Source organism: Streptomyces sp. NPDC048171 (genome assembly GCF_043202655.1).
In the GTDB taxonomy this organism is placed as follows: domain Bacteria; phylum Actinomycetota; class Actinomycetes; order Streptomycetales; family Streptomycetaceae; genus Streptomyces.
Window position 1 is genome coordinate 588,256 of the sequence record NZ_JBIDAU010000003.1, and the last position, 23,048, is coordinate 611,303.

A 23,048-nucleotide genomic window follows, 5' to 3' on the forward strand; every position below is an offset into this window, starting at 1 on the left:
CGGGCACGTCCTCATGAACAAACCGGCAACCCAGCCGGCCGGACCGACACTGACCGACAGCGCGAACCCGTACGACACAGAGACACGCAATACGGCACATTCGCCGCCAATCGGCAACAGCCGGCCCCTCGGAAAGTTTTTTCGAGGAAAAGCCACGAGCGGGAACGTTTTGGGGCTGGTTGGATGTTGACCCTGGTACGACAGCTCGTCGAGCTAGAGAAGAGGCGACGTGACTACTGTTCTGACTTCCGCAAGCCCGCTGACGGCCGCCGATCGCTGCGACCGCTGCGGCGCCCAGGCATACCTGCGCGTCGTCCTGCTGAGCGGCGGAGAACTGCTCTTCTGCGCCCACCACGGGCGCAAGTTCGAGCCGGAACTCAAGAAGATCGCCGCTGAGATACAGGACGAGACGGAGCGGCTCACGGCCGTTCCGGCTTCTTCCCCTGAGGAAGAGCGCTGACACTACGCGCCCGACGACGAGCCGAATCGGCGCTAGGCCGATGAACGGGCGGCCGCCTCCGGAACCCGGAGGCGGCCGCCCGTGCTCGTGCCCCAAGGGCCCTCAGCGGCCGTCAGGCGCCCCGCGCCGCGGCTCGGCGGCGCTCACTGCGGGTCTGTCCCAGCCGAGCGTCCGCAGCATCGAGGAGACGCGCGTGTACACCCCGGGACTGCCCGGGCGCCCACAGCCGCTCCCCCAGGAGACCAGGCCGATGAGTCTGCCCTGGCCGACCAGCGGCCCCCCGCTGTCCCCCTGGCAGGCGTCCCGCCCGCCGACGTCCTCGCCCGCACAGAGCATGCTGCCCGCGAGATAGCGCCCGTCGTCACTCCCCGGGTACGCCCGCTGACAGCTCGCGTCGGGGAGGACGCGCACGCGTGCCGCCCGCAAGCCGTTCGCGTAGTCCCCGGCCCCCGAGGCGTCCCCCCAGCCGTACACGAGTGCTCCCGTGTCGGGCGTGTAGGCCGGGTCGCCGTCGGCCGCCATGTGTATGACCGAGCCTGCGGGCAGGGCTTCGGAGAGGGTGAGTACCGCGAAGTCGCCGGCGTTGCTGGCATCGTCGTGGCCCGGATTGACCCAGACGGCTTGGACGCGGATCTCCTGGCCCTGGTCGGACATCAGGTCCGTCCGGCCGGCGATGACCTTCAGGTCGTCCACCTGCTCCGGCGGCGAGCCGAGCACTTCCTCCCCCAGGCAGTGGGCGGCCGTCAGTACGGTGGTCCGGCCGACGGCCACTCCCCCGCAGAACTGTCCCGCCCGCGCGCCTCCGAACCGGTCACGGCTGGACAGGGCGACGGTCCATGGACTGTCGGAGACTTCGACCGGAAAGCCCCCGACGACGACGCTGTCGGCGGACGCGGGGGCGGCTGATCCCAGCGGTATCGCGGTCGCCGCGGCCGCCAGGACCAGCGGCCGGGCCAGTGCCCGGGCAAAGAGGCGACGCATGCAGGCTCCTCACTCCTAGGTGGTCGTGGGACACCCAGAGTGATCCAGTACGCCCGGACGCGCACCCGCTGATCAACACGAAGGCCCGGTTCCGCTGTGCCGGAACCGGGCCTTGTCGCTCGTACGGCGAGTCCTAGTCGAGGTAGTCGCGCAGCACCTGGGAGCGCGACGGGTGACGCAGCTTCGACATGGTCTTGGACTCGATCTGGCGGATGCGCTCGCGCGTGACGCCGTACACCTTGCCGATCTCGTCGAGGGTCTTCGGCTGACCGTCGGTGAGACCGAAGCGCATGGAGACGACGCCCGCCTCGCGCTCGGACAGGGTGTCGAGAACGGAGTGCAGCTGCTCCTGCAGGAGGGTGAAGCTGACCGCGTCGGCCGGGACGACCGCCTCGGAGTCCTCGATGAGGTCACCGAACTCGCTGTCGCCGTCCTCGCCCAGCGGGGTGTGCAGCGAGATGGGCTCGCGACCGTACTTCTGGACCTCGATGACCTTCTCAGGGGTCATGTCGAGTTCCTTGGCCAGCTCCTCCGGGGTGGGCTCGCGGCCCAGGTCCTGGAGCATCTGGCGCTGCACACGGGCCAGCTTGTTGATGACCTCGACCATGTGCACCGGGATACGGATGGTGCGGGCCTGGTCGGCCATCGCGCGGGTGATCGCCTGGCGGATCCACCAGGTGGCGTACGTGGAGAACTTGTAGCCCTTGGTGTAGTCGAACTTCTCCACCGCGCGGATCAGACCGAGGTTGCCCTCCTGGATGAGGTCCAGGAAGAGCATGCCGCGGCCGGTGTAGCGCTTGGCCAGGGAGACCACCAGGCGGAGGTTGGCCTCCAGGAGGTGGTTCTTGGCGCGGCGCCCGTCCTCCGCGATGATCTCCAGCTCGCGCTTGAGCTTGGGGGCGAGCTTGTCGGAGTTCGCGAGCTTGTCCTCGGCGAAGAGGCCGGCCTCGATGCGCTTGGCGAGCTCGACCTCCTGCTCGGCGTTGAGCAGGGGGACCTTGCCGATCTGCTTCAGGTAGTCCTTGACCGGGTCGGCGGTGGCACCGGCGGCGGCGACCTGCTGGGCCGGGGCGTCGTCCTCGTCGTCGTCGGACAGCACGAAGCCCGCGTTCTCGGTGCCCTCGGGCTCCTCCGTCGCGGCCTTCGGCTCCTCGATCGCCTCGTCCTCGGGAAGATCGCCGTCTTCCTTCTTGGCGGTCGTCTTCTTGGCCGCGGTCTTCTTGGCGGTCGTCTTCTTGACCGCCGCCTTCTTGGCGGTGGTCTTCTTGGCCGCCGCCTTCTTCGCGGGCGCCTCCACCTCTTCCTCGGCGGCGGGCTCGGGGGCGGGCGCCGTCGGGGTGGCGGGAGCGGCGGCCTTCCTGCCGGGCACCGCCTTCGCCGCGACCGCCTTCGTGGCAGTGCGCTTGGCGGGGCTCTTCGCTGCGACGCTCTTTCGGGTGCGCTTGGGCTCTGCGGCACTGACCATCAGCGTCACACCCTCTTCCTCGAGGATCTGGTTGAGGCTGCGCAGTACGTTCTTCCACTGAGTGGCCGGAATCTGGTCAGCTTCGAAGGCCCGACGCACGTCGTCGCCGGCGATCTGCCCCTCAGCCTTTCCCCGCTCAATGAGCGCCATGACAGAGACGGACTCGGCGATCTCCGGCGGGAGCGTACGGGATGTGCTGGCCGACACGAACAACCTCTCGGAACGTTGGAAAACGGCTTCCGGCCCCGTCCACGGCGGACTGGAGCCGACCACCGGCTTGGGGATGGGCCGACGGTGCGGGCGGCGCCGGGGGAGATGCACAGCGCCTTGAACGGCGCCCGTATTCCCTCCGCGGCTGTCACCTCTTAGGTCATCGTGTTGTTCCCAGGAGCGTTACGCCCAATCCGCGTGGCCCGAGTCACACCCCGTAAGCAATCAAATCCGGTCATACGCGGATAAACAAGGCCATCAACTCACACGATTCGACCGAGCGGGAGGGCTCAGCCTCTCATCACACGGTCGGACCCCGTGGCGTCACGGAGGACTCCACGGGGTCCGACGGTGGCGGCGCTGGTCCGGTCACTGCCACAGGAGGGGTTTGGCGTGCCCGGACCGCGCCGTTCCGGCGGGACGCGGTCAGTGCTCGCGGGGGGCGGGCACCACGCGTTCCACCTCGGGGTGGACGGTCAGAAGCTGGCGCATGGCGGCCTCGGCCGCCGCGCCGTCGCCCGCGGCGAGGGCGTCGACGATCCTGCCGTGCTGGGCCAGCGACACATCGTTCGGCCGGTCACAGCCCGTGACCGGGCCGCCGGAGACGTGGAGGGCGGCGGAGACGATGCCCGAGAGGTGGTCCAGCATCCGGTTTCCGGCGACCTGAATGAGCAGTGTGTGGAACTCGGCGTCGGCACGCGAGAAGGTCAGCGCGTCGCCCTGCCCCATGGCGTGGCCCATGATCCCGACCATGTCCGACAAACGCTGCTGCACGTCCTCGCGCCCGTGCCCGGCGGCCAGGCGCGCGGCGAGCGGCTCGATCGTCCAGCGCAGCTCGCTCAGCTCGCGGCGCTGGTCGTCGCGCTGCGGCCCGAAGGCACGCCATTCGATGATGTCGGGGTCGAGGAGGTTCCAGTCGCTCACGGGGCGCACGCGCGTTCCCACGTTCGGTCGCGCGCTGACCAGGCCCTTGGCCTCCAGCACCCGGAGGGACTCCCGGACCACGGTGCGGGACACCTCGAAACGCTGGCCGATCTCCTCGGGCACCAGCGGGCGGTCGGCACCGAGGTCACCCGAAACGATCATCTGGCCAAGCTGCTGGACGAGTTGCCCGTGCAGTCCGCGGCCACGGTTGCCCGCGGTGCGCCGGCCCACGCGCCCCAGCTCGGGTTCCACCCCCTCCCAGGAGGGCGTCCCGACGCGGTCGACGGCGGGCGTCTCCGCGTAGGGGTAGCGGTCGAGTTCGCCCGGGTTCGCGAGGCCGGAGTCGGCGGAACGGGCGGCGGTCATCATGGTGTGCGCAAGGGTACTCACGCATCCTTTGTCGGCGCCGTTCCCAACTCCCTTGAGGTCTTTGGTGAAAAGCACACGAAAGGGTGATCGCTCACCCCGTCGCAATTGACGCCTTATCGGAAAGAAATGGGCTTTCCCCGGGGACTTGCGCGCAGGGTCGGACCGGAAGAGCGCGACGACCGTCACCGGGCCCTGCTACGCAGGGACGTGAGCAGGAAGGCGCAGAGCAGAGCGGTCAGCGACAACGTCATTGCGCCGCCCACCGGTTGGACGACGACGCGCAGCACCTCTGCCACATAGCGCTCGCCCCCGAACGGCCACTGCGTCAGGAGGACCTCGCGCACGCGCAACGGAAGTCCGGCCGCGGTCCGTACGTCCGGACCCTCCCAGACCTTCTGTACGAGCGGCACGACGACGACCGGAACGGCGACCACCGCGGCGAGTCCGGCGGTGGTGGAACGGAAGAGGCCCGCGGCGAGCACACCGGCCCAGGCACACCCGACGACGAGCCCGGCCCAACCGGCGCCCAGCACGGACCAGTCTGCGGGAATTCGCGCGAGTTCCCGCCCGTAGAAGAGATGGAGCACTTCGGCGTTGCAGCCGGCCGTCAGGGCGGCCAGCACGAGTGCGGCGGCGGCGGACACGAGCAGTTTCGCGGTCAGCAGCCCCAGCCTGCGCGGCACCGTGCCGCGGTCCGCCGCCAGGGCGGGGTGGCGGAACTCGTCACCGAAGGCGAGCGCCCCGAGCAGCCCCGCGCCCAGTGCCGCGGGCGGCAGGGGCAGTTCCCGCGGCCACGCCGCCAGGAGCCGCGCCTGGGGGGTGTGGCCGACCCGTGCGAGGACGACGGCCATGACGGCGGACACGACGAGCACGACGGCGCCGATGACGAAGCCGGTGCTGATGCCGGCCGCACGCCGGATCTCGTACCGGAGCGGACGGAGCGGACTGGGGGCCGAGCGCACGGAGATGGGCGGCGGAAGCACGGACGCCGCGCCGGGGGTGAGGGCGGCGTACGTGCGCTGGGTGGTCCGGGGGCGGTCGGTGGGGTCGCTAATCGCGGGGGTCGTGGGAGCCGCGGGGGCTTCGACGGCGGTGGCCTCGGCGACTTCGGGACGCCGGTCGTCGGCGGGGGGCGTCCGGACGTCGTCAGGGGGCGTCCGGTCGTCGGCGGCGGGCGTGCGGACGTCGGCGGGGGGCGTCCGGTCGTCGGCGGGGGGCGTCCGGACGTCGCTGGTGGAGGACGCCTGGTCGCCGGTGGTGACTGTGGAGTGGTCGTCCGGGGGCGGCTGTGGGGCGTCGGTGCGGGGAGGGGCGGAGGCGGGCGACGAGGGGCCCGTCGGCGGCAGCGCGGTCACTGGCGGGTCGACCGCCGATGACTCATGCGCTTGTGGTTCGGTCGCCGGTCGATCGGTTGCCGCGGGACCGTTCCCCGGCAGCTGGGCCGCCGAGGGTCCGGTCGCCGCAGGATCCACCGCCGAGGATTCGACCGCCGCGGAATCGACCGCCGACGGCTCGGGCGCCGGTGGATCGGTGGCGGCGGTCGGGCGTGGTGGGCCCGTGGGTGAAGGCCGGGTGACGGTCGGCCTGCGGGGGGCCGGTGCCCGCTCGCCGTCGGCCGCCCGATGACGCGCCGGGGGAACGACCGCGCCGGCCCCGGCATCGGCACAGGCGGCGCTGCCGTCGCCGGCACCGGGCCCCATGTCGCCCACCTCGTCGGCGAGTTGATGCACGAGGATCCCGTGCCGGAAGGCGGTCTCACCGATGTCCGCGCATGTGCTGCCGTACACCGCGAGCCGGTTGCCGCCCTCGCGCACGACCTCGACGGAACGCCGTGCCGAGCGGGCCTCTTGGGCCAGCAGGGCGCCGAGGCGCGCGGCGTGCGGGCTGCGGACGGCGACGCGTGGGCGCAGCCGGGTGCGGGAGAAGTCCGCCGCCTCCTGGTCGGCGACCACCCGACCCTGTTCCAGCGTGACGACGTGGTCGGCGGCGCGCGCGGCCTCCTTGGGGTCCGCGGTGCTGAACAGGACGGTGCCGCCCTGGAGGGCGTGCGCGCGCAGGGCGCCGTGCAGCCAGCGGGCCTCGCGCGCGGAGAGTGCGCCCGCCGGGTCGTCGAACACCAGGGTGTGCGGGTCGGGGACCAGCGCACAGGCCAGTCCGAGGCGGCGGTCCATGCCCCGGGACAGGGTGCCGAGGCGTTCGTCGCGCAGGCTCACGAGCCCGACCGACTCCATGACTTCATCTGCCCGCTGGACCGGGACGCCCGCCGCCGCGCACAGCATGCGCAGGTGCCCACGCACGGTGCGGGCCGGATGTCCCGGAACGTCTCCGAGCAGTACGCCGACCTCGCGCGAGGGGTGGGCGATGCGGTGCAGGGGACGGCCTCTGAAGTAGGTGAGCCCGCGACCGTGTTGCAGTTCGAGCATCAGTCTGAGCGCTGTCGTCTTGCCGGCGCCCGACGCTCCGAGCAGTGCGGTGACGCGGCCCGCGCGCACTTCGAAGGAGACGTCGTCGACGGCGGGCGAAAGCTCCTTGCGGGGGTTGCTGGTCAGTCCGAAGGCCTGGATCACCCGCAGCAAGATAGCGTGCCATATCCGTTTTTTCGGGCACCGCAGGGCCTATCGAGGGCGAGGAACCCTCACACCTCGGGACGCAGCATCGGGGGGTTGAGGAGCGTCGCGCCGCCCGCCCGGAAGAGTTGGGCGGGACGGCCGCCCTGACGGGTGGTCGTGCCCCCGGTGGGGACGAGGAATCCGGGCGTGCCCGTCACCTTGCGGTGGAAGTTGCGCGGGTCGAGGGCCACGCTCCACACCGCCTCGTAGACACGGCGCAGCTCGCCGACGGTGAACTCGGGCGGGCAGAACGCGGTCGCCAGCGAGGAGTACTCGATTTTGGAGCGGGCCCGCTCCACCCCGTCCGCCAGGATCTGGGCGTGGTCGAAGGCGAGCGGCGCCAGAGGCTCGCCCGCCCGGCCGTAGCCGCTCTGCTCCAGCAGTTCCTCGACCGGCGCCCAGCGCGCGTTGCTGGCGTCGCCGCCCGCGCGCGGTGCGGGGAGGTCGGGGGCGAGCGCGAGGTGGGCGACACTGACCACGCGCATCCGGGGGTCGCGCTCGGGGTCGCCGTACGTGGCGAGCTGCTCCAGGTGGGCACCGTTGTCCTGGGTGGGCGCGGCCGGGTCGTGGACGCACAGCCCCGTCTCCTCGGCGAGCTCGCGCGCCGCCGCCTGCGCCAGATCCTCGTCCTCCCGTACGAAGCCTCCGGGCAGGGCCCAGCGGCCCTGGAACGGCGGCTCCCCCCTGCGCACCGCCAGCGCACACAGGGAGTGACGACGCACGGTCAGCACGACCAGGTCCACAGTGACGGCGAAGGGCGGAAAGGCTGACGGGTCGTAGGGCATGCGGCGATCATAGTCGTCTGCCTGACGATAAACACTCCCTTCCCCGACCGCTTCGCACGCTGATCCACATCGGTCCGACAGGCACCCCACCGTCTCCTCCCGATCACCGGGCGGGGCCACGTCATGCCAGGTCAGGATCGACTCGCGACCTCCACTCCGCCATCACTCGCCGCCTCCCTCGGCGGGTTTCCCCGGAGTACGCGAACACGTCCGTCCAGTCCGCCCGGCTCCGGAGCGTTCAGCCCTGGACGGGGTGCGGGGGCGCCCGTCGTCCGGCCTCGGCTCGCGGTTCTGCGGCTTCGCACGGCGGCGGGTGCTCTCCGCCGAGCCGAGTGAACGCGTGCGGCGCCGACGGCCGGACTGCGGCCGCGGAGCAGGGGAGGGCTCAGCCGACCGGCGGGACCCGGTCGCGCCGGTCCGCTCGCCGTCGTCGGGGCCGCTGGCTTCCGCGCCGCCACGGTCCTCCCGCTCCGCGCGCAGACAGCGGCGGATCGACTCGGGATCCAGGCCCTCGTTGCACGCCTGATGCAGGAGCCTGGCGAAGAGGTAGTCGGAATCCGCGCCGAGTGCCATGGCCAGCGCCTCGCGTGCCTCCAGTTCGTCACCCGTGGACCAGGCGACCCAGCCCGCGAGGGTGAGCGGCGCGGCCGCGTGTTCTCCGTACGGTCCGACGCAGCGACGGGCGAGGGCCCGCCAGAGGCGCAGCGCGGGTCCCGCCTCGTCGCCCTCCATCCACCCGGCCGCGCGGTCGCGGGTGGTGCGGTCCTGGAGGCCGAGGATCAGGGCCGCCGCCTCGTGGTGCCCGAGCAGGTGGTCGTCGCGCAGATCCTCGGCCGGCATGCCGGACACCGGCGGGGCGCCGGCCAGCCGTCGCATGACCCGCTCCGCCGTTTCCAGCGTCTCCCGGGCCACCTCCGAGCGGCCCTCGGGGTCGAGGATCCGCGCGACCAGAGTCTTGGCGGCGGTGTCCAGGGCGGCGGTCTGCTCGTCCGCCACCGCGCTCTCCCCCGGCTGCAGCCTGGCGCGCAGATCGCTCAGCGAGCCGCGCACCTGAATGCCGGCGTAGGTGGCCGCCGCGGCCAGCACCGAGGTCCCCGGCAGCCCCATGGGCAGGCCCTCGGCCGGGCAGCATGCCTCGTCGTCGCAGCAGTACGACCAGAAGCGTCCGGCCGAGATGCACAGCGCCTCGACCACAGGCACGTCGAGCGTGCCGCACTCGACGCGCAGGCGCTGGGCGAGTGGTCGCAGTCGCTCCATCACGTCCCGGCCGGTCTCGCCCCGCGCCGGCTCCTGGCAGAGGTAGGCGACCATCTGCTCGGGACGGACACCTCGGCGCTCGCCGCCGGTGACCAGGCCGTGGACCAACTGTCCGGCCGCGCAGGCCCAGTCGTCCGGACTCGCGGGGATGCCGAGCCGCGCCCGTCCGCCGAAGCGCCCACGTCCCTCCCTGTCACGCAGGGCGGCCAGGACGATGCTGTCCTCCGGGCGGTAGCCGAGGAGATAGGGCAGGGCGTCGGCCAGTTCGGCGGGGGTGCGCAGGGTGACCTGGTGCTCGTCACCGGGACCCTCGTACGAGGTCAGGGCCTTTCGGCTCGGCTGCTCGGGGCGCGGGATGCCGCCGCTGTCGGAGGGTCCCGTCGTTTCGCTGTGGTTCGTCATGGCCCGACGATCTCGCGGATCGAGACGTTCCGCTTTGCCCTGTGGATAACTTCAATCAGGGACACGCCATCCTCGGACGCCGAGCCGGCCTCGGCGCCGTCCTCCCGTCCACAGGTCGCCCGCTTGTCGGTCCCGTCCTGTTGTATGGAACGCATGGAGCACACGAACAACGCGGATCTACGGACAGCGGCCGATGCGGTCCTCGCCCGTCTCGTCGGGGACCCCTCCGGCGGCGCCCGGCTGCGGGAGGACCAGTGGCGGGCGATCGAGGCGCTGGTCGCCGAGCGGCGCCGGGCCCTGGTCGTGCAGCGCACGGGGTGGGGCAAGTCCGCGGTGTACTTCGTGGCGACCGCTCTGCTCCGTGACCGGGGCGCCGGGCCCACGGTGATCGTCTCCCCGCTGCTCGCGCTGATGCGCAACCAGGTCGAGGCCGCTGCCCGGGCGGGCATCCGCGCCCGGACCATCAACTCCTCCAACACCGAGGAGTGGGACACGGTCCAGGACGAGATCGCGGCGGGCGAGGTCGACGTGCTGCTGGTGAGTCCCGAGCGGCTCAACAACCCTGACTTCCGCGACCAGGTGCTGCCCAAGCTCTCCGCCGCGACCGGACTGCTCGTGGTGGACGAGGCCCACTGCATCTCCGACTGGGGCCACGACTTCCGCCCCGACTACCGGCGGCTGCGCACCATGCTCACCGACCTCCCTCCCGGTGTCCCCGTCCTGGCGACCACGGCCACGGCCAACGCGCGGGTGACCGCCGACGTGGCGGAGCAGCTCGGCACGGGTGGCACGTCCGACGCCCTGGTGCTGCGCGGTCCGCTGGACCGGGAAAGCCTCAGCCTGGGGGTGCTGCGGCTGTCCGACGCCGCGCACCGGATGGCCTGGCTCGCCGACCACCTCGACCGGCTCCCGGGTTCCGGCATCATCTACACGCTCACCGTGGCCGCCGCCGAGGAGGTCACCGCCTTCCTGCGGCAGCGCGGCCACACCGTCGCCTCCTACACCGGCAAGACCGAGAACGCGGACCGGCAACAGGCCGAGGACGACCTGCTCGCCAACCGGGTCAAGGCGCTGGTGGCCACCTCGGCGCTCGGCATGGGCTTCGACAAGCCCGACCTGGGTTTCGTGGTGCACCTGGGTTCGCCGTCCTCCCCCATCGCGTACTACCAGCAGGTCGGCCGCGCGGGGCGCGGTGTGGAGCACGCCGAGGTGCTGCTGCTGCCCGGGAGGGAGGACGAGGCGATCTGGCAGTACTTCGCCTCGCTGGCCTTCCCGTCGGAGGACCTGGTGCGCCGCACGCTCGACGTCCTCGCACGCGCGGATCGCCCGCTGTCGCTGCCCGCGTTGGAGCCGCTGGTGGAGCTGCGCCGTTCCCGCCTGGAGACCATGCTGAAGGTCCTCGACGTGGACGGGGCGGTCAAGCGGGTCAAGGGGGGCTGGATGGCGACCGGACAGCCCTGGACGTACGACGCGGAGCGTTACGACTGGGTCGCGCGCCAGCGCAGGGCCGAGCAGCAGTCCATGCGCGACTACGCCGCGACGACCGAGTGCCGGATGGAGTTCCTGCAACGGCAGTTGGACGACGAGGGCGCGAAGCCCTGCGGCCAGTGCGACAACTGCGCGGGCCCGCGTTTCACCGCCGACACCTCCTCCGACTCCCTCGACGCCGCGCGGGTCGATCTGGGGCGGGCCGGTGTCGAGGTGGAGCCGCGCCGTATGTGGCCGACGGGGCTTCCGGCGATCGGCGTCGACCTGAAGGGCCGGATCCCGGCGGCGGAGCAGGCGGCGCCGGGCAGGGCGCTGGGCCGCCTCTCCGACATCGGCTGGGGCAACCGGCTGCGGCCGATGCTCGCGGCCCAGGCGCCGGACGGTCCGGTGCCGGACGATGTCGCCCAGGCCGTCGTGACGGTGCTGGCCGACTGGGCGAAGGGGCCCGGCGGCTGGGCCTCGGGCGCGGCCGACGCCCAGCCACGGCCCGGCGGCGTGGTGACCGTCGCCTCATACACGCGGCCTGAGCTGATCCACTCCCTCGGCACCCGCATCGCCGAGATCGGCAGGCTGCCGCTGCTCGGTTCGGTCGAGTACACGGGTGAGGCACCCGGCGGCTCCCGCAGCAACAGCGCGCAGCGACTCAAGGCGCTGGACGGTGCGCTGACGGTACCGCCCGCCCTGGCCACGACCCTCGGCGGGCTGGACGGCCCGGTTCTCCTCGTGGACGACTGCACCGAGACCGGCTGGACCCTCGCGGTGGCCGCCCGGTTGCTTCGCCGCGCCGGCGCTCAAGGGGTGCTGCCGCTCGTCCTGGCGGTGCAGGGGTGATCGCACGCGCCGCGCGCCTGCCGCGTCCCAGGCGTCACCCGGCGGCACTCCGGGTAGGGATATAGGACGCGCATCAGCAGATAACGGTCGCCGGTCCCAATTGCTCGTTGCCGCATTCAAGTTCGACAGGAAGAATTGAAGTCCGCTCCCCGCACGGCCCGGCCGTGATCCGGCAGGGCTTCACTGCGGTGCGCGCTCCCCGAATCCGACCCCTGCCCGCAGTGTGGGCGCGTAGCCGAAGGGAGGAACGTGACCTTCGGATTCGCTCCGTCCTCGGCCGCCTCGTTTTCCTCGTCCGCCGCTTCCGCCACTCGGCTGCTCGAACCGGCGGAGTGGGCAGCCGCCGGAATCCCGCTGCTGCGCAATCCGCGGGAGGTCGTCAGCGGCCTCCATTCGCGGCACCGCCCCAGGCCGGCGACCGCGATCGTGGCCGTACTCGATCCGGACGAAAGGCTGCGCGCCAGCGCCTCGTTCACCAGTCGCCGGTCACCAGCGGACGGCTGGATGTTCCGCAACGCGCTGCTCTCGCAGTTGCGCCGGGTCATCCCGCACGATCTGCGGCGCCGCACACCGGTGCGCACCGCCGTGCTGCTCTACTGCCGTGACGGCGACGCGCGTTGGACGGAGGAGGACGGCGCGTGGATGTGGGGGCTGCGGGACGCCTGCACGTTGCACGGGCTGCGCTGCGGCGCGTACATCACGCTGACCCGGGACGGCTGGCAGGTACTCGGCGAGGGCCGCGGTGGGCGCCGGCCCAACGCGGCGTCTGCGCCGGAGCCCTTCGCCACGTCGGAGACGCCTCCCCCGCCACCTCGCACCGGCGGTGTCGCCTCGGAGGTGCTGCGCCGCGCGGCGGCTCGCTGAGCGCCACGTACACACCACGACGCACCCCGGCGTCACCGCCGTGGTGCACGCAGGCACACCACGACGGTCCGCACCGATTCAACTCTGGTCGGTCGAGGACGGAAGAACAGGCGCACGCCACAGCGACCACCGTGCCAGTGCCCCTGACCGACATCCGCCGCACGCGGCGGAAACGGCTCAGACGCCCGCGCCCAGCACCGAGTTGATCCGCTGCGGGTCCCCGCAGACGATCAGCAGGGCACCGGCCCGGGTGTGGGCCACGCCGAGGGCGCGGGCGGCAGCCGCTTCGGGGCCGCCGTTGACCGCGACCACGACCACGGCCCGCGAGGCAGCACGCTCCGCGAGAGCGGCGTCCGCGTAGAAGACGTCGTCGCCCGCGTCGTGCTGCGCCCAGTAGGCGGCGTCGCCGAAGGACAGTTCGTGGGCGGCCCACGGGTGCGGTTCGCCGGTGGTGAGCACCAGCACGTCACCGGGGGTACGACCCGACTCCAGCAGCAGGTCCACGGCCTCTTCGGCGGCGTCGAGCGCGCCGTCGGGGGTGGCCGGGATCAGCTGGATCTGCGGGGCCGCGACGGTGGCCGTGTTCGCCGCCGGAGCGGCTTGAGCGGCCGGAGCGGCCGGGGCCGCCGGACCCGGGGGTCCGGGCTTGGTGGTGGTCGTGTCGCGTGGCACGCGTTGCGCCGGTGCGGTCGGCCGCACCGGGCCGGGACGACCGGGGCGCGGCGGGGCCGCGGGACGGGGGCCGGGTACGGGGCGAGGGGTCGGCGCGGTGCGGCCGCTGGCCGGAGTGGCGCGGGGACCCTGGGCCTTCTCGTGAATCTGAGGCTCCTCGGGAATGAGAGGCATGAGCTGATATTTATCAAACGTTGGTGCGACTCGCGTCGGCGGGTGGCACATCTCTGTGAGCGGAACCGTCAGAAATCGAATCCGAGCTGACCCTCGATTTCCGGAACGCTTCCCTCCACCCAGCTGCGGACCTTCTTGAGGTGCCGCCACTGGGGCAGCGCATCAAGATACGCCCACGACAACCGGTGGTACGGGGTGGGCCCCCGCTCCTCCAGTGCGGCCCGGTGCACGGGTGACGGATACCCGGCGTTGTCCGCGAAAGCGAAGTCTGCATGGTCGATGCCCAGTTCGGCCATCATTTTGTCGCGCTGGACCTTGGCCAGGACCGAGGCCGCGGCGACGGCCACACAGGACTGGTCACCCTTGATCACCGTACGGACCCGCCAAGGCGCCCCGAGATAGTCGTGCTTGCCGTCGAGGATGACGGCGTCGGGGCGGACCGGCAGGGTCTCCAGCGCGCGTACCGCCGCGAGTCGCAGCGCGGCGGTCATCCCCATCGCGTCGATCTCCTCGGGAGAGGCGTGCCCCAGGGCGTAGGAGGTGACCCAGGTCCGCAACTCGACGGCGAGTTCGGTGCGTCGCTTGATGGTGAGCAGCTTGGAGTCGGTGAGGCCGGCCGGGGGCCGGCGCAGTCCGGTGATCGCGGCGCAGACGGTCACGGGACCGGCCCACGCACCGCGCCCCACCTCGTCGACACCGGCAATGATCTTCGCTCCGGTCGTGGCGCGAAGGGAGCGCTCGACGGTGTGTGTGGGTGGTTCGTACGGCATGGCGCACCTAGCGTACGCCGCCGGGAACCCCCGGCGACACCCCGGTTCCCCAAACGGGCCCGGGGCCCTCCGGGGCGAGGATCAGGCGCCGTCGGGCCGCAGCAGCGGCACCATCAACTGGTCGATCATTTCCTCCAGCTCCAGGTCCGGCCATTCACTTGCACAAATCTTGGAGCGGTACATCATCATCGCCGGGATGGCGTCGAAGACGTATCCGTTGGCCGCGTCACGCCTGACCTCTCCCCGCTCTATTCCGCGGTTGACGACCTCGCGGAGCATCTCGAGCGTCGGCTCGACCACGCCCTTGAAGATCACCGTGTGGAAGCGCTCGGCCTGCACGCTGTCGCATTCGTGAATGACCGAGCGAAGGGCGAACCCCGGCCGGGAGAACATCGCGTCCCGCGCCCTGCGGCACAGCGCCAGCAGGTCCTCGCGCACGCTCCCGAGGTCGGGCACCGTGTCGAAGCGCGGCAGCCCGGACCGCAGCGCGTCGGCGACGAGGTCCTCCTTGGACGGCCAGCGCCGGTAGACCGCCGCCTTGCCGGTCTGGGCTCCGGCGGCGACGCCCTCCATCGTGAGGCCGTTCCAGCCGACGGTGCCGAGTTGCTCCAGCGCGGCATCGAGGATCGCGCGTTCGAGGACGGCTCCACGCCGCCGCGAGGACGTCTGGGCGGAGGCGGCCGCCCAGTTCGAAGCAACCATGTCGCGGGTCTCCAGTAAGCGGGTGCAGCGGGTTTTCGGGGGCAGGGGGAGCGCCGCGCGGCCACAAGGGGGACGGGACACACGACGACGCCACAAGTGAACGGTTGCGTTCACTGTCGGGGAGTCACTAACGTTGGCGCAACAGTGAACGCGGTCGTTCACTAAGTGATTCGTGGGGGACACACAGTGACAACCTCATCTCTGATCCGAGACCAGAAGCCGGGAGCGGCCCGCCGGGAGGGGCATCCCGGCATCGCACTCACCGTCATCGCGGCCTGCCAGCTCATGGTGGTACTCGACGCGACGATTGTGAACATCGCACTCCCGCACATTCAAGACGCGCTCAAGTTCAGCACCACCGACCTCACCTGGGTCGTCAGCGCCTACACGCTCACCTTCGGCGGCCTGCTCCTGCTCGGTGGCCGAGCCGGTGACATCCTCGGCAGGCGCCGGGTCTTCATGACCGGCATCCTGCTGTTCACCTTCGCCTCGCTGCTCGGCGGCTTCGCCCAGGAACCCTGGCAGCTGCTGGCGGCGCGCGTCCTGCAAGGTGTGGGAGGCGCGATCGCCTCGCCCACGTCGCTCGCCCTCATAACCACCACCTTCCCCGAGGGCCCGGAACGCAACCGGGCCTTCGGCGTCTTCGCGGCCGTGTCCGCGGGCGGTGGCGCCATCGGTCTGCTGGCCGGCGGCATGCTCACCGAGTGGCTGGACTGGCGCTGGGTGCTCTTCGTCAACGTGCCTATCGGCGTGCTGATCGCGGTGCTCACCCCGATGTACATCAGTGAGTCCGAGCGGCACTCCGGCCGCTTCGACATCGCCGGGGCGGTGACCTCGACGGCGGGTATGGCCTCCCTCGTCTACGGCTTCATCCGTGCCGCGGACGACGGCTGGCGGGACAGCCTGACCATCGGTTCCTTCGTGGCGGCCGTGGTGCTGCTGCTGTCCTTCGCGTTCATCGAGTCGCGGGCCAAGGAACCGATCACCCCGCTGCGGATGTTCGCCGACCGCAACCGCTCGGGCACGTACGTGATCATGCTGAGCCTGGCCGCGGCGATGTTCGGCATGTTCTTCTACATCGTGCTGTTCGTCCAGAACGTGCTGGGCTACACCCCCATCGAGGCGGGGCTGGCCTTCCTGCCGGTCACGGTGGTGATCGCGCTCGGCGCGGGGATCTCGCAGCGGTTCCTGCCGGTCCTCGGACCCAAGCCGTTCATGATCGTGGGCTCGGCGCTCGCCGCGGTGGGACTCGGTTGGCAGGCCCTCATCAGCTCCGACAGCTCCTATGTCGGCGGCGTGCTGGGGCCGATGCTGATCTTCGGCTTCGGCATGGGCCTGAACTTCGTGACGTTGACGCTGACCGCGGTCTCCGGAGTCGCCCAGCACGAGGCGGGCGCGGCCTCCGGTCTGCTGAACGCCATGCAGCAGGTGGGCGGATCGATCGGCCTGGCCATCCTGACCACGGTCTTCGGCACGGCGAGCAGGGACGAGGCGGAGAAGCAGGTGCCGGACTTCCTCACCAACGGCTCGCCGGAGCAGAAGGCCGAGTTCGCCCAGACGCAGCAGCTGCCGGCGCCGTGGGGGCACGACGTCCTGGCCCAGGGCATCTCGGCGGCCTTCATACCGGCCGCGGCGATGGCCGTACTCGCCCTGGCCACGGCATGGCTGGTGATCCGGGTCCGCAAGAGCGATCTGGAGGCCCTGTCCGGTTCGGCGGGTCCGGGGGTCGGCTGACCGCGGCTTCCCGCGGAGGCGGGCATCGGGCGGCGTCGGAACCGCCTCCCGACGTCCGCCCCGCCGCCGGTGTCCGGCGGTCGGCAGTACGAGCACACCCATGTCCCACCCCCTCGTGACCCTCCCGGCCCCGTCCGGAGGCCGGACCGCGCACAGCGGATGTCCCGACAACGCGCGACCGGTCACGGAGAGTTCCCATCCCGCACGGAGAGTTCCCTCCGTGCGGGAGACGTCGTCTAGGACCGCGCCGCCATCCACTCGGGCAGTTCCTCGACCCGTCCTGCCCACTCGGCCGGGGGCGCGCCCGCCTCGCCGGCCGCGATCACCCCGCCCACGATCGCGCAGGTGGTGTCCACGTCCCCGCCGACCTGGGCGGTCGTCCAGAAGGCCGTTTCGTAGTCCCCGAGGGCGCGGGCGGCGGACCACAGGGCGAAGGGCACCGTGTCGTGCGCGGTCGTACGCCTGCCGCAGCCGAGGACCGCCGCGACCGTGGCCGCGTCGCCGTAGTCCAGCATGTCCCGGGCGCGCCGGAGTCCGGCGCCCACCGCGCTCTTCGGCACCAGGGCGATCACCCCGTCGAGGAGCGCGTGCGCCTTGGGCGGTCCGGCCGGGTCCGCGGCCAGTGCGGCGGCCGCGGCGACCGCCATGGCGCCGACCACCGCCTCGCGGTGCTGATGCGTGGGGTAGGCGGAGATCTCGGCCTGGTGGGTCGCCTGTTCCGGGTCGTCCGCGTACCAGGCGCCCAGCGGGGCGATGCGCATCGCGGCACCGTTGCCCCACGAGCCCTGGCCGTTGAACAGGGCGGCGGCCAGCTCGCGCCAGTCGCCGCCCTCGCGGACCAGCCGCAGCAGTTGGTTGACCGCGGGCCCGTAGCCGCGGTCGAAGTCGTGGTGCCGGGCGAAGGAGAGGGCCAGTGCGTCCTGGTCGACGCGCTGGTGGGTGGCGAGGACGGAGACCACGGAGCAGGCCATCTCCGTGTCGTCCGTCCACTGCCAGATGCCGGGCGGCAGCTCGCGGCGCTTCAGGAGCGGATAGTTCGCGGGTACGAAGAACTGGGAGCCCAGCGCGTCGCCCACCGACAGTCCGCGCAGGCTGGACAGGGCCCGGTCCAGGCGCCCGTCAGGAGATGAATGAGCGGTCATCGCCCTGCCACTCTATCCGGTGATCCCGTACGGTTCCGGATCTCGCCAGCGTTCGAAGGGCCGGTCAAGGGTGTACTTGCCGTCCTCACCGAGAACGAGCATCCGCATCTCGGCGTTCCCGGGGTTGGACAGGGACTCGAACTCCGCGACCGTCCAGTGGAACCACCGCATGCAGAACAGCCGCATGGCCAGTCCGTGGGTCACCAGCAGCACGTTCGGCGGATGGTCGGGGTCCTCGAAGCTGCGGAAGAGGCTCTCCAGGAAGCCGCCGACCCGGTCGTACACGTCGGCGCCGGACTCGCCCTGGGCGAAGCGGTAGAAGAAGTGGCCGTAGGCGTCGCGGTAGGCCTTCTGCAGGCGTACGTCGTCGCGGTCCTGCCAGTTGCCCCAGTCCTGCTCGCGCAGCCGGGGCTCCTCCCGTATCCGTATCAGTCCGGGGTCCAGGTGGAAGGCGCGGAGCGTCTCGTGCGTCCGGCGGTACGGCGAGACGTACACGCTGACCGGCTCGCGGCCGAAGACGTCGCGCAGCTCCTTGCCGGTCTCCTCGGCCTGCACCCGGCCCCGGTCGGTGAGGGCCAGCGCGTGGTCGGGTTCGCGCTCGTACACGGTGTCATCGACGTTTCCGGTCGATTCGCCGTGCCGGACAAGAACGATGCGCCGTGGTCGTGCCATGCCAGCACCCTAGATCGAGTCGGCCGGAACCAAGCACTCGAACGGGCGTCGTACGGCGTACGTCACACAGATTCCACACCCCGGCGGCGGGGCCGCGGGTCCGGATCTCAGATCGTCCAGGTGGGTTCCATCTCGACGACGTCACCGGTCAGCGCCGCGATGTCGGCCTCCGTCTGGGCGCGCAGGGCGAGCCGTTCGACGCGCTCGGTGCGGTACTTGCCGTGCTCGGCCGCCGACCGCCACATGGACAGCACCAGGTACTCGTGCCCCGGGGCCTCGCCGAACAGACCGCGGACCATGCCGGGCGAGCCGGCCATCGCGGGGTTCCAGACCTTCTCCTGCATGAGGACGTAGTGCTCGGCCCGCTCCTCGTGGACCCGGCAGAGCGCCACGCGCAGCAGGTCGGCGTCGGTGAAGCGCGGTTCGAAGCCCGTCTTCACGTCGAAGCGGTAGTCGAAGAGCCTGACGCGGGCGTCCTTGAAGGTGCCCACCTGGGCGGAGGCCAGCCGGTCGTGGGAACGCGCCATGAAGGAGTCGTAGAAGGCACGGCTCTCCCAGAACGCGAAGACGTGCGCCACGTCCGGTTGCCGACGGCTCCAGCCACCCCCCTGTCCCCGAAATCCCGGCTCCCCCGGAAGCCCCGCCCACTTCCGCTGCCCCCGCTCGAAACCGCGGCGGTCCACCACGGTGCAGCGAATCCACTTGACCAGCACCGCGCCATGGTAAGGCCAGAGAACGTGGCACCGGTCACGCTCCGGCGGACCGCTCGCCCCACGTGCGTCGCTGTGCGTGGCAGGATGGACAACCGGCCGTCACCGCTCGGCAGTTCAGGTCGCCGGGCAGGGCGGGGGACCTGGGAAGGGGAAGTCTGTGAACGGCCTCAGCAAGGGGACCGGCAAGGTCGAGATCGCGCTGCGGTGGGACCCGAGTCCGGCGGGAGAGCCACCCGCCGACCTGGACCTCGTCGCCGGAACGTATGCGGCGGACGATCCGTACGGCGAGCCCTCGTACATCGTGCACTTCGACAGCCGCTCCCCCGACGGCACCATCTATCTCAACCGGGACAGCAAGGACGGCAAGGGCTTCGGCTTCGACGAGGTCATGACGATCGAACTGGAGCGGCTCGACGCCCGGTACGCGCGCGTGGTGGTGGGCGTCGCCATACAGCAGCGCACCGAGGACCGGACCTTCGCCGACGTGACCAACCCGGGCCTGCGCATCCGGGAGGGCTACACGGACCTGGCCGCGGACGACTTCACCGGTGTCCTCGGCGCCACCGCGGCGACGGTCGCGGAGTTCGTCCGGGACGAGACCGGGGCGTGGGAGTTCCGGGCCGGGGTGCACGGCTTCGAGGAGGACCCGGCGACGTTCACCCGCGCCATGGGGGCGGCGCGCCGTTCCTGACCCCAGCGGCATGAGTAAGGGGCGTCCGCCATGGCGGACGCCCCTTACTCAACGGTGATCAGGCTTCAGTGATCAGCTGCAACCGCTGGTCGAGCCGCAGCCCTCGCAGATGTAGCAGGAACCGGCCCGCTGCATCTTCGTGCCGCAGGAGAAGCAGAGCGGGGCGTCCGCCTGGATGCCCAGCTGCATCTCCACCAGCTCGGCGCTGGTGTGCGCCTGCTGCGGGACAGGCTTGACCGCCTCGGCCTCGACCTTCGGCGTGGCGACGGCCTTCAGCTCCTGGGCGCGCGGCGCGGACTGCGCCAGGCCCTCGACGTCGACCTCGTCGTCCGAGGGCTCGTACGAACCCGTCTCCAGGTGGCGCTGACGCTCCTCGGCGGAGTGGATGCCGAGCGCGGAGCGGGTCTCGAAGGGCAGGAAGTCCAGCGCCAGGCGGCGGAAGATGTAGTCGACGATCGACTGCGCCATCCGCACGTCCGGGTCGTCGGTCATGCCGGCCGGCTCGAAGCGCATGTTGGTGAACTTCGAGACGTACGTCTCCAGCGGCACTCCGTACTGGAGGCCGACCGAGACCGCGATGGAGAAGGCGTCCATCATGCCCGCGAGGGTCGAGCCCTGCTTGGACATCTTCAGGAAGACCTCGCCGAGGCCGTCGTCAGGGTAGGAGTTGGCCGTCATGTAGCCCTCGGCGCCGCCGACCGTGAAGGAGGTGGTGATGCCGGGACGGCCCTTCGGCAGACGCTTGCGGACCGGGCGGTACTCGATGACCTTCTCGACGGTCGCGCGGATGGCCGCCTCGGTCGTCTCCGTGACGGCGTCGGCCTCGGTCTTCTCCTTCTCCTTGGTCTTGGCGGAGAGGGGCTGGCCGACCTTGCAGTTGTCGCGGTAGATGGCGAGCGCCTTGACGCCCATCTTCCAGGCCTCGAAGTAGACCTCCTCGACGTCCTCGACGGTCGCCGACTCCGGCAGGTTCACCGTCTTGGAGAGCGCGCCGGAGATCCACGGCTGGATGGCGGCCATCATGCGGACGTGTCCCATCGCGGAGATGGAACGCTCGCCCATGGCGCAGTCGAACACCTCGTAGTGCTCGTGCGCGAGACCGGGGGCGTCGATCACGTTGCCGTTGTCGGCGATGTGGGCGACGATCGCCTCGATCTGCTCCTCCTGGTAGCCCAGGCGGCGCAGGGCCTGCGGGACGGTGCCGTTGACGATCTGCATCGAGCCGCCGCCGACCAGCTTCTTGAACTTGACCAGCGCGAGGTCGGGCTCCAGGCCGGTGGTGTCGCAGGACATCGCCAGGCCGATGGTGCCGGTCGGGGCGATGACGGACGCCTGGGAGTTACGGAAGCCGTTCTTCTCGCCGAGACGCAGCACGTCCTGCCAGGCCTCGGTGGCGGCGGCCCAGACCGGCGTGTCCAGGTCGTCCATGCGGACGGCCTTGGCGTTTTCGTCGGAGTGCTGCTTCATGACCCGCAGGTGCGGCGCGGCGTTGCGGGCGTAGCCGTCGTACGGGCCAACGACCGCGGCCAGCTCGGCGGAGCGCCGGTACGACGTGCCGGTCATCAGGGAGGTGATGGCGCCGGCCAGGGCGCGGCCGCCGTCGGAGTCGTACGCGTGGCCGGTCGCCATCAGCAGGGCGCCGAGGTTGGCGTAGCCGATGCCGAGCTGGCGGAAGGCGCGGGTGTTCTCGCCGATCTTCTGGGTCGGGAAGTCCGCGAAGCAGATGGAGATGTCCATCGCGGTGATGACCAGCTCGACGACCTTGGCGAAGCGCTCGGCGTCGAAGGACTGGTTGCCCTTGCCGTCGTCCTTCAGGAACTTCATCAGGTTCAGCGAGGCGAGGTTGCAGGACGTGTTGTCCAGGTGCATGTACTCGCTGCACGGGTTCGAGCCGTTGATGCGGCCGGACTCCGGGCAGGTGTGCCAGGCGTTGATGGTGTCGTCGTACTGGATGCCCGGGTCGGCGCAGGCCCATGCGGCCTCGGCCATCTTGCGGAAGAGCGCCTTGGCGTCGACCTCCTCGATGACCTCGCCGGTCATCCGGGACGTCAGGCCGAACTTGCCGCCGTCCTGGACGGCCTTCATGAACGTGTCGTTCACGCGGACCGAGTTGTTGGCGTTCTGGTACTGGACGGACGTGATGTCGTCGCCGCCCAGGTCCATGTCGAAGCCCGCGTCGCGCAGGGCGCGGATCTTCTCCTCTTCCTTCACCTTGGTCTGGATGAAGTCCTCGATGTCGGGGTGGTCGACGTCGAGGATGACCATCTTGGCGGCGCGGCGGGTGGCACCGCCGGACTTGATGGTGCCGGCGGAGGCGTCGGCACCGCGCATGAAGGAGACCGGCCCGGAGGCGTTGCCGCCCGAGGACAGCAGTTCCTTGGAGGAGCGGATCCGGGAGAGGTTCAGGCCGGCGCCCGAGCCGCCCTTGAAGATCATGCCCTCTTCCTTGTACCAGTCGAGGATCGACTCCATGGAGTCGTCGACGGACAGGATGAAGCAGGCGGAGACCTGCTGCGGCTGGGGCGTGCCCACGTTGAACCAGACGGGGCTGTTGAAGCTGAAGATCTGGTGCAGGAGGGCGTAGGCCAGCTCGTGCTCGAAGATCTCGGCGTCGGCGGGCGAGGCGAAGTACTTGTTGTCCTCACCGGCCTTCCGGTACGTCTTCACGATGCGGTCGATGAGCTGCTTGAGGCTCACCTCGCGCTGCGGGGTGCCCACGGCGCCCCGGAAGTACTTGCTGGTGACGATGTTGACCGCGTTCACCGACCAGAACTCGGGGAACTCGACGCCACGCTGCTCGAAGTTGACCGAGCCGTCGCGCCAGTTGGTCATGACGACGTCACGACGCTCCCAGGCCACCTCGTCGTAGGGGTGAACTCCGGGAGTGGTGTGGACGCGCTCGACGCGGAGTCCCTTACCCGCCTTGGTGCCCTTGGCGCGGGTACTCCGTGCCGGACCGCTCGCCGTCTCTGTCATGCCGCCTCCCTGTACGGGCGAAAACGCCCTGAAGTGCCGCGTTTGTTCCCGTGGCACGGTGTTTCTGTCTGGTGCCGAGGACATCTCTCACTGCGTCCCCGGCAGGTCTTCGTGACGCGCCGCCGCCCGGCCGGACCCTGGCGCCGAAACCGGGTCC

General features: G+C 71.0%; 18 protein-coding genes. 5 read left to right on the plus strand and 13 right to left on the minus strand.

Annotation, left to right across the window (positions count from 1 at the left end):
• The first annotated feature begins 229 nt into the window (after positions 1-229).
• On the plus strand, positions 230-460 hold the full coding sequence (locus ACGF3J_RS11340) for a hypothetical protein (RefSeq protein WP_122618489.1): 231 nt from the start codon (positions 230-232) through the stop codon (positions 458-460).
• 102 nt (positions 461-562) lie between these two features.
• Here the strand turns inward: ACGF3J_RS11340 and ACGF3J_RS11345 are convergent, their stop codons facing one another.
• The 6 genes from ACGF3J_RS11345 to ACGF3J_RS11370 all read right to left on the minus strand — a co-directional run bounded on the left by ACGF3J_RS11345 (position 563) and on the right by ACGF3J_RS11370 (position 9,462).
• Positions 563-1,441 carry a trypsin-like serine protease gene (locus tag ACGF3J_RS11345; protein WP_161328823.1) on the minus strand — a complete coding sequence of 293 codons (879 nt, stop codon included), beginning with the start codon at positions 1,439-1,441 and terminating at the stop codon, positions 563-565.
• A gap of 133 nt (positions 1,442-1,574) precedes the next feature.
• The gene (locus tag ACGF3J_RS11350) at positions 1,575-3,113 is read right to left on the minus strand and encodes an RNA polymerase sigma factor (RefSeq protein WP_161328822.1); all 1,539 of its coding nucleotides are present in this window, start codon (positions 3,111-3,113) and stop codon (positions 1,575-1,577) included.
• A 429-nt stretch (positions 3,114-3,542) separates the two neighbouring features.
• Positions 3,543-4,430 carry a sporulation transcriptional regulator WhiH gene (gene whiH, locus ACGF3J_RS11355; protein WP_161328821.1) on the minus strand — a complete coding sequence of 296 codons (888 nt, stop codon included), beginning with the start codon at positions 4,428-4,430 and terminating at the stop codon, positions 3,543-3,545.
• A 161-nt stretch (positions 4,431-4,591) separates the two neighbouring features.
• Positions 4,592-6,976: an ATP-binding cassette domain-containing protein gene (locus tag ACGF3J_RS11360; protein WP_393853999.1), complete on the minus strand. Its 2,385-nt coding sequence runs from the start codon at positions 6,974-6,976 to the stop codon at positions 4,592-4,594.
• 68 nt (positions 6,977-7,044) lie between these two features.
• Positions 7,045-7,803, minus strand: coding sequence for an NUDIX domain-containing protein (locus tag ACGF3J_RS11365; protein WP_161328819.1), 759 nt, complete (start codon positions 7,801-7,803; stop codon positions 7,045-7,047).
• Between the two features lie 162 nt (positions 7,804-7,965).
• Positions 7,966-9,462, minus strand: coding sequence for a DUF4192 domain-containing protein (locus ACGF3J_RS11370; protein ID WP_393854000.1), 1,497 nt, complete (start codon positions 9,460-9,462; stop codon positions 7,966-7,968).
• A gap of 153 nt (positions 9,463-9,615) precedes the next feature.
• Between ACGF3J_RS11370 and ACGF3J_RS11375 the strand changes: the two genes are divergently transcribed.
• Both ACGF3J_RS11375 and ACGF3J_RS11380 read left to right on the plus strand, forming a co-directional pair.
• Positions 9,616-11,781: a RecQ family ATP-dependent DNA helicase gene (locus tag ACGF3J_RS11375; protein WP_393854001.1), complete on the plus strand. Its 2,166-nt coding sequence runs from the start codon at positions 9,616-9,618 to the stop codon at positions 11,779-11,781.
• Positions 11,782-12,030: 249 nt separating this feature from the next.
• Positions 12,031-12,645, plus strand: coding sequence for a hypothetical protein (locus ACGF3J_RS11380; protein ID WP_122618494.1), 615 nt, complete (start codon positions 12,031-12,033; stop codon positions 12,643-12,645).
• A 177-nt stretch (positions 12,646-12,822) separates the two neighbouring features.
• Here ACGF3J_RS11380 and ACGF3J_RS11385 read toward each other — a convergent pair whose 3' ends face one another.
• The 3 genes from ACGF3J_RS11385 to ACGF3J_RS11395 all read right to left on the minus strand — a co-directional run bounded on the left by ACGF3J_RS11385 (position 12,823) and on the right by ACGF3J_RS11395 (position 14,963).
• Entirely contained in the window at positions 12,823-13,491 is a 669-nt protein-coding gene (locus tag ACGF3J_RS11385) for a hypothetical protein (RefSeq protein WP_393854002.1), read from the minus strand.
• A 68-nt stretch (positions 13,492-13,559) separates the two neighbouring features.
• Positions 13,560-14,261 (minus strand): ribonuclease HII, encoded by a 702-nt coding sequence (locus tag ACGF3J_RS11390; protein WP_161328815.1) that lies wholly within the window; start codon positions 14,259-14,261, stop codon positions 13,560-13,562.
• Positions 14,262-14,342: 81 nt separating this feature from the next.
• Complete coding sequence (locus ACGF3J_RS11395; protein ID WP_161328814.1) at positions 14,343-14,963, minus strand: TetR/AcrR family transcriptional regulator; 621 nt, start codon at positions 14,961-14,963, stop codon at positions 14,343-14,345.
• A gap of 186 nt (positions 14,964-15,149) precedes the next feature.
• On the opposite strand from ACGF3J_RS11395, the gene ACGF3J_RS11400 reads away from it, so the two are divergent.
• The gene (locus ACGF3J_RS11400) at positions 15,150-16,697 is read left to right on the plus strand and encodes an MFS transporter (RefSeq protein WP_161328813.1); all 1,548 of its coding nucleotides are present in this window, start codon (positions 15,150-15,152) and stop codon (positions 16,695-16,697) included.
• Between the two features lie 236 nt (positions 16,698-16,933).
• Here the strand turns inward: ACGF3J_RS11400 and ACGF3J_RS11405 are convergent, their stop codons facing one another.
• The 3 genes from ACGF3J_RS11405 to ACGF3J_RS11415 form a co-directional block, all read right to left on the minus strand.
• Entirely contained in the window at positions 16,934-17,839 is a 906-nt protein-coding gene (locus ACGF3J_RS11405; protein ID WP_393854003.1) for an ADP-ribosylglycohydrolase family protein, read from the minus strand.
• A gap of 12 nt (positions 17,840-17,851) precedes the next feature.
• On the minus strand, positions 17,852-18,511 hold the full coding sequence (locus ACGF3J_RS11410; RefSeq protein ID WP_161328811.1) for a histidine phosphatase family protein: 660 nt from the start codon (positions 18,509-18,511) through the stop codon (positions 17,852-17,854).
• Positions 18,512-18,618: 107 nt separating this feature from the next.
• Positions 18,619-19,224, minus strand: coding sequence for a YdbC family protein (locus ACGF3J_RS11415; RefSeq protein ID WP_161328810.1), 606 nt, complete (start codon positions 19,222-19,224; stop codon positions 18,619-18,621).
• Between the two features lie 157 nt (positions 19,225-19,381).
• On the opposite strand from ACGF3J_RS11415, the gene ACGF3J_RS11420 reads away from it, so the two are divergent.
• On the plus strand, positions 19,382-19,915 hold the full coding sequence (locus ACGF3J_RS11420) for a TerD family protein (protein ID WP_393854004.1): 534 nt from the start codon (positions 19,382-19,384) through the stop codon (positions 19,913-19,915).
• 72 nt (positions 19,916-19,987) lie between these two features.
• Here the strand turns inward: ACGF3J_RS11420 and ACGF3J_RS11425 are convergent, their stop codons facing one another.
• Complete coding sequence (locus tag ACGF3J_RS11425; RefSeq protein WP_393854005.1) at positions 19,988-22,891, minus strand: vitamin B12-dependent ribonucleotide reductase; 2,904 nt, start codon at positions 22,889-22,891, stop codon at positions 19,988-19,990.
• Positions 22,892-23,048: the final 157 nt, after the last annotated feature.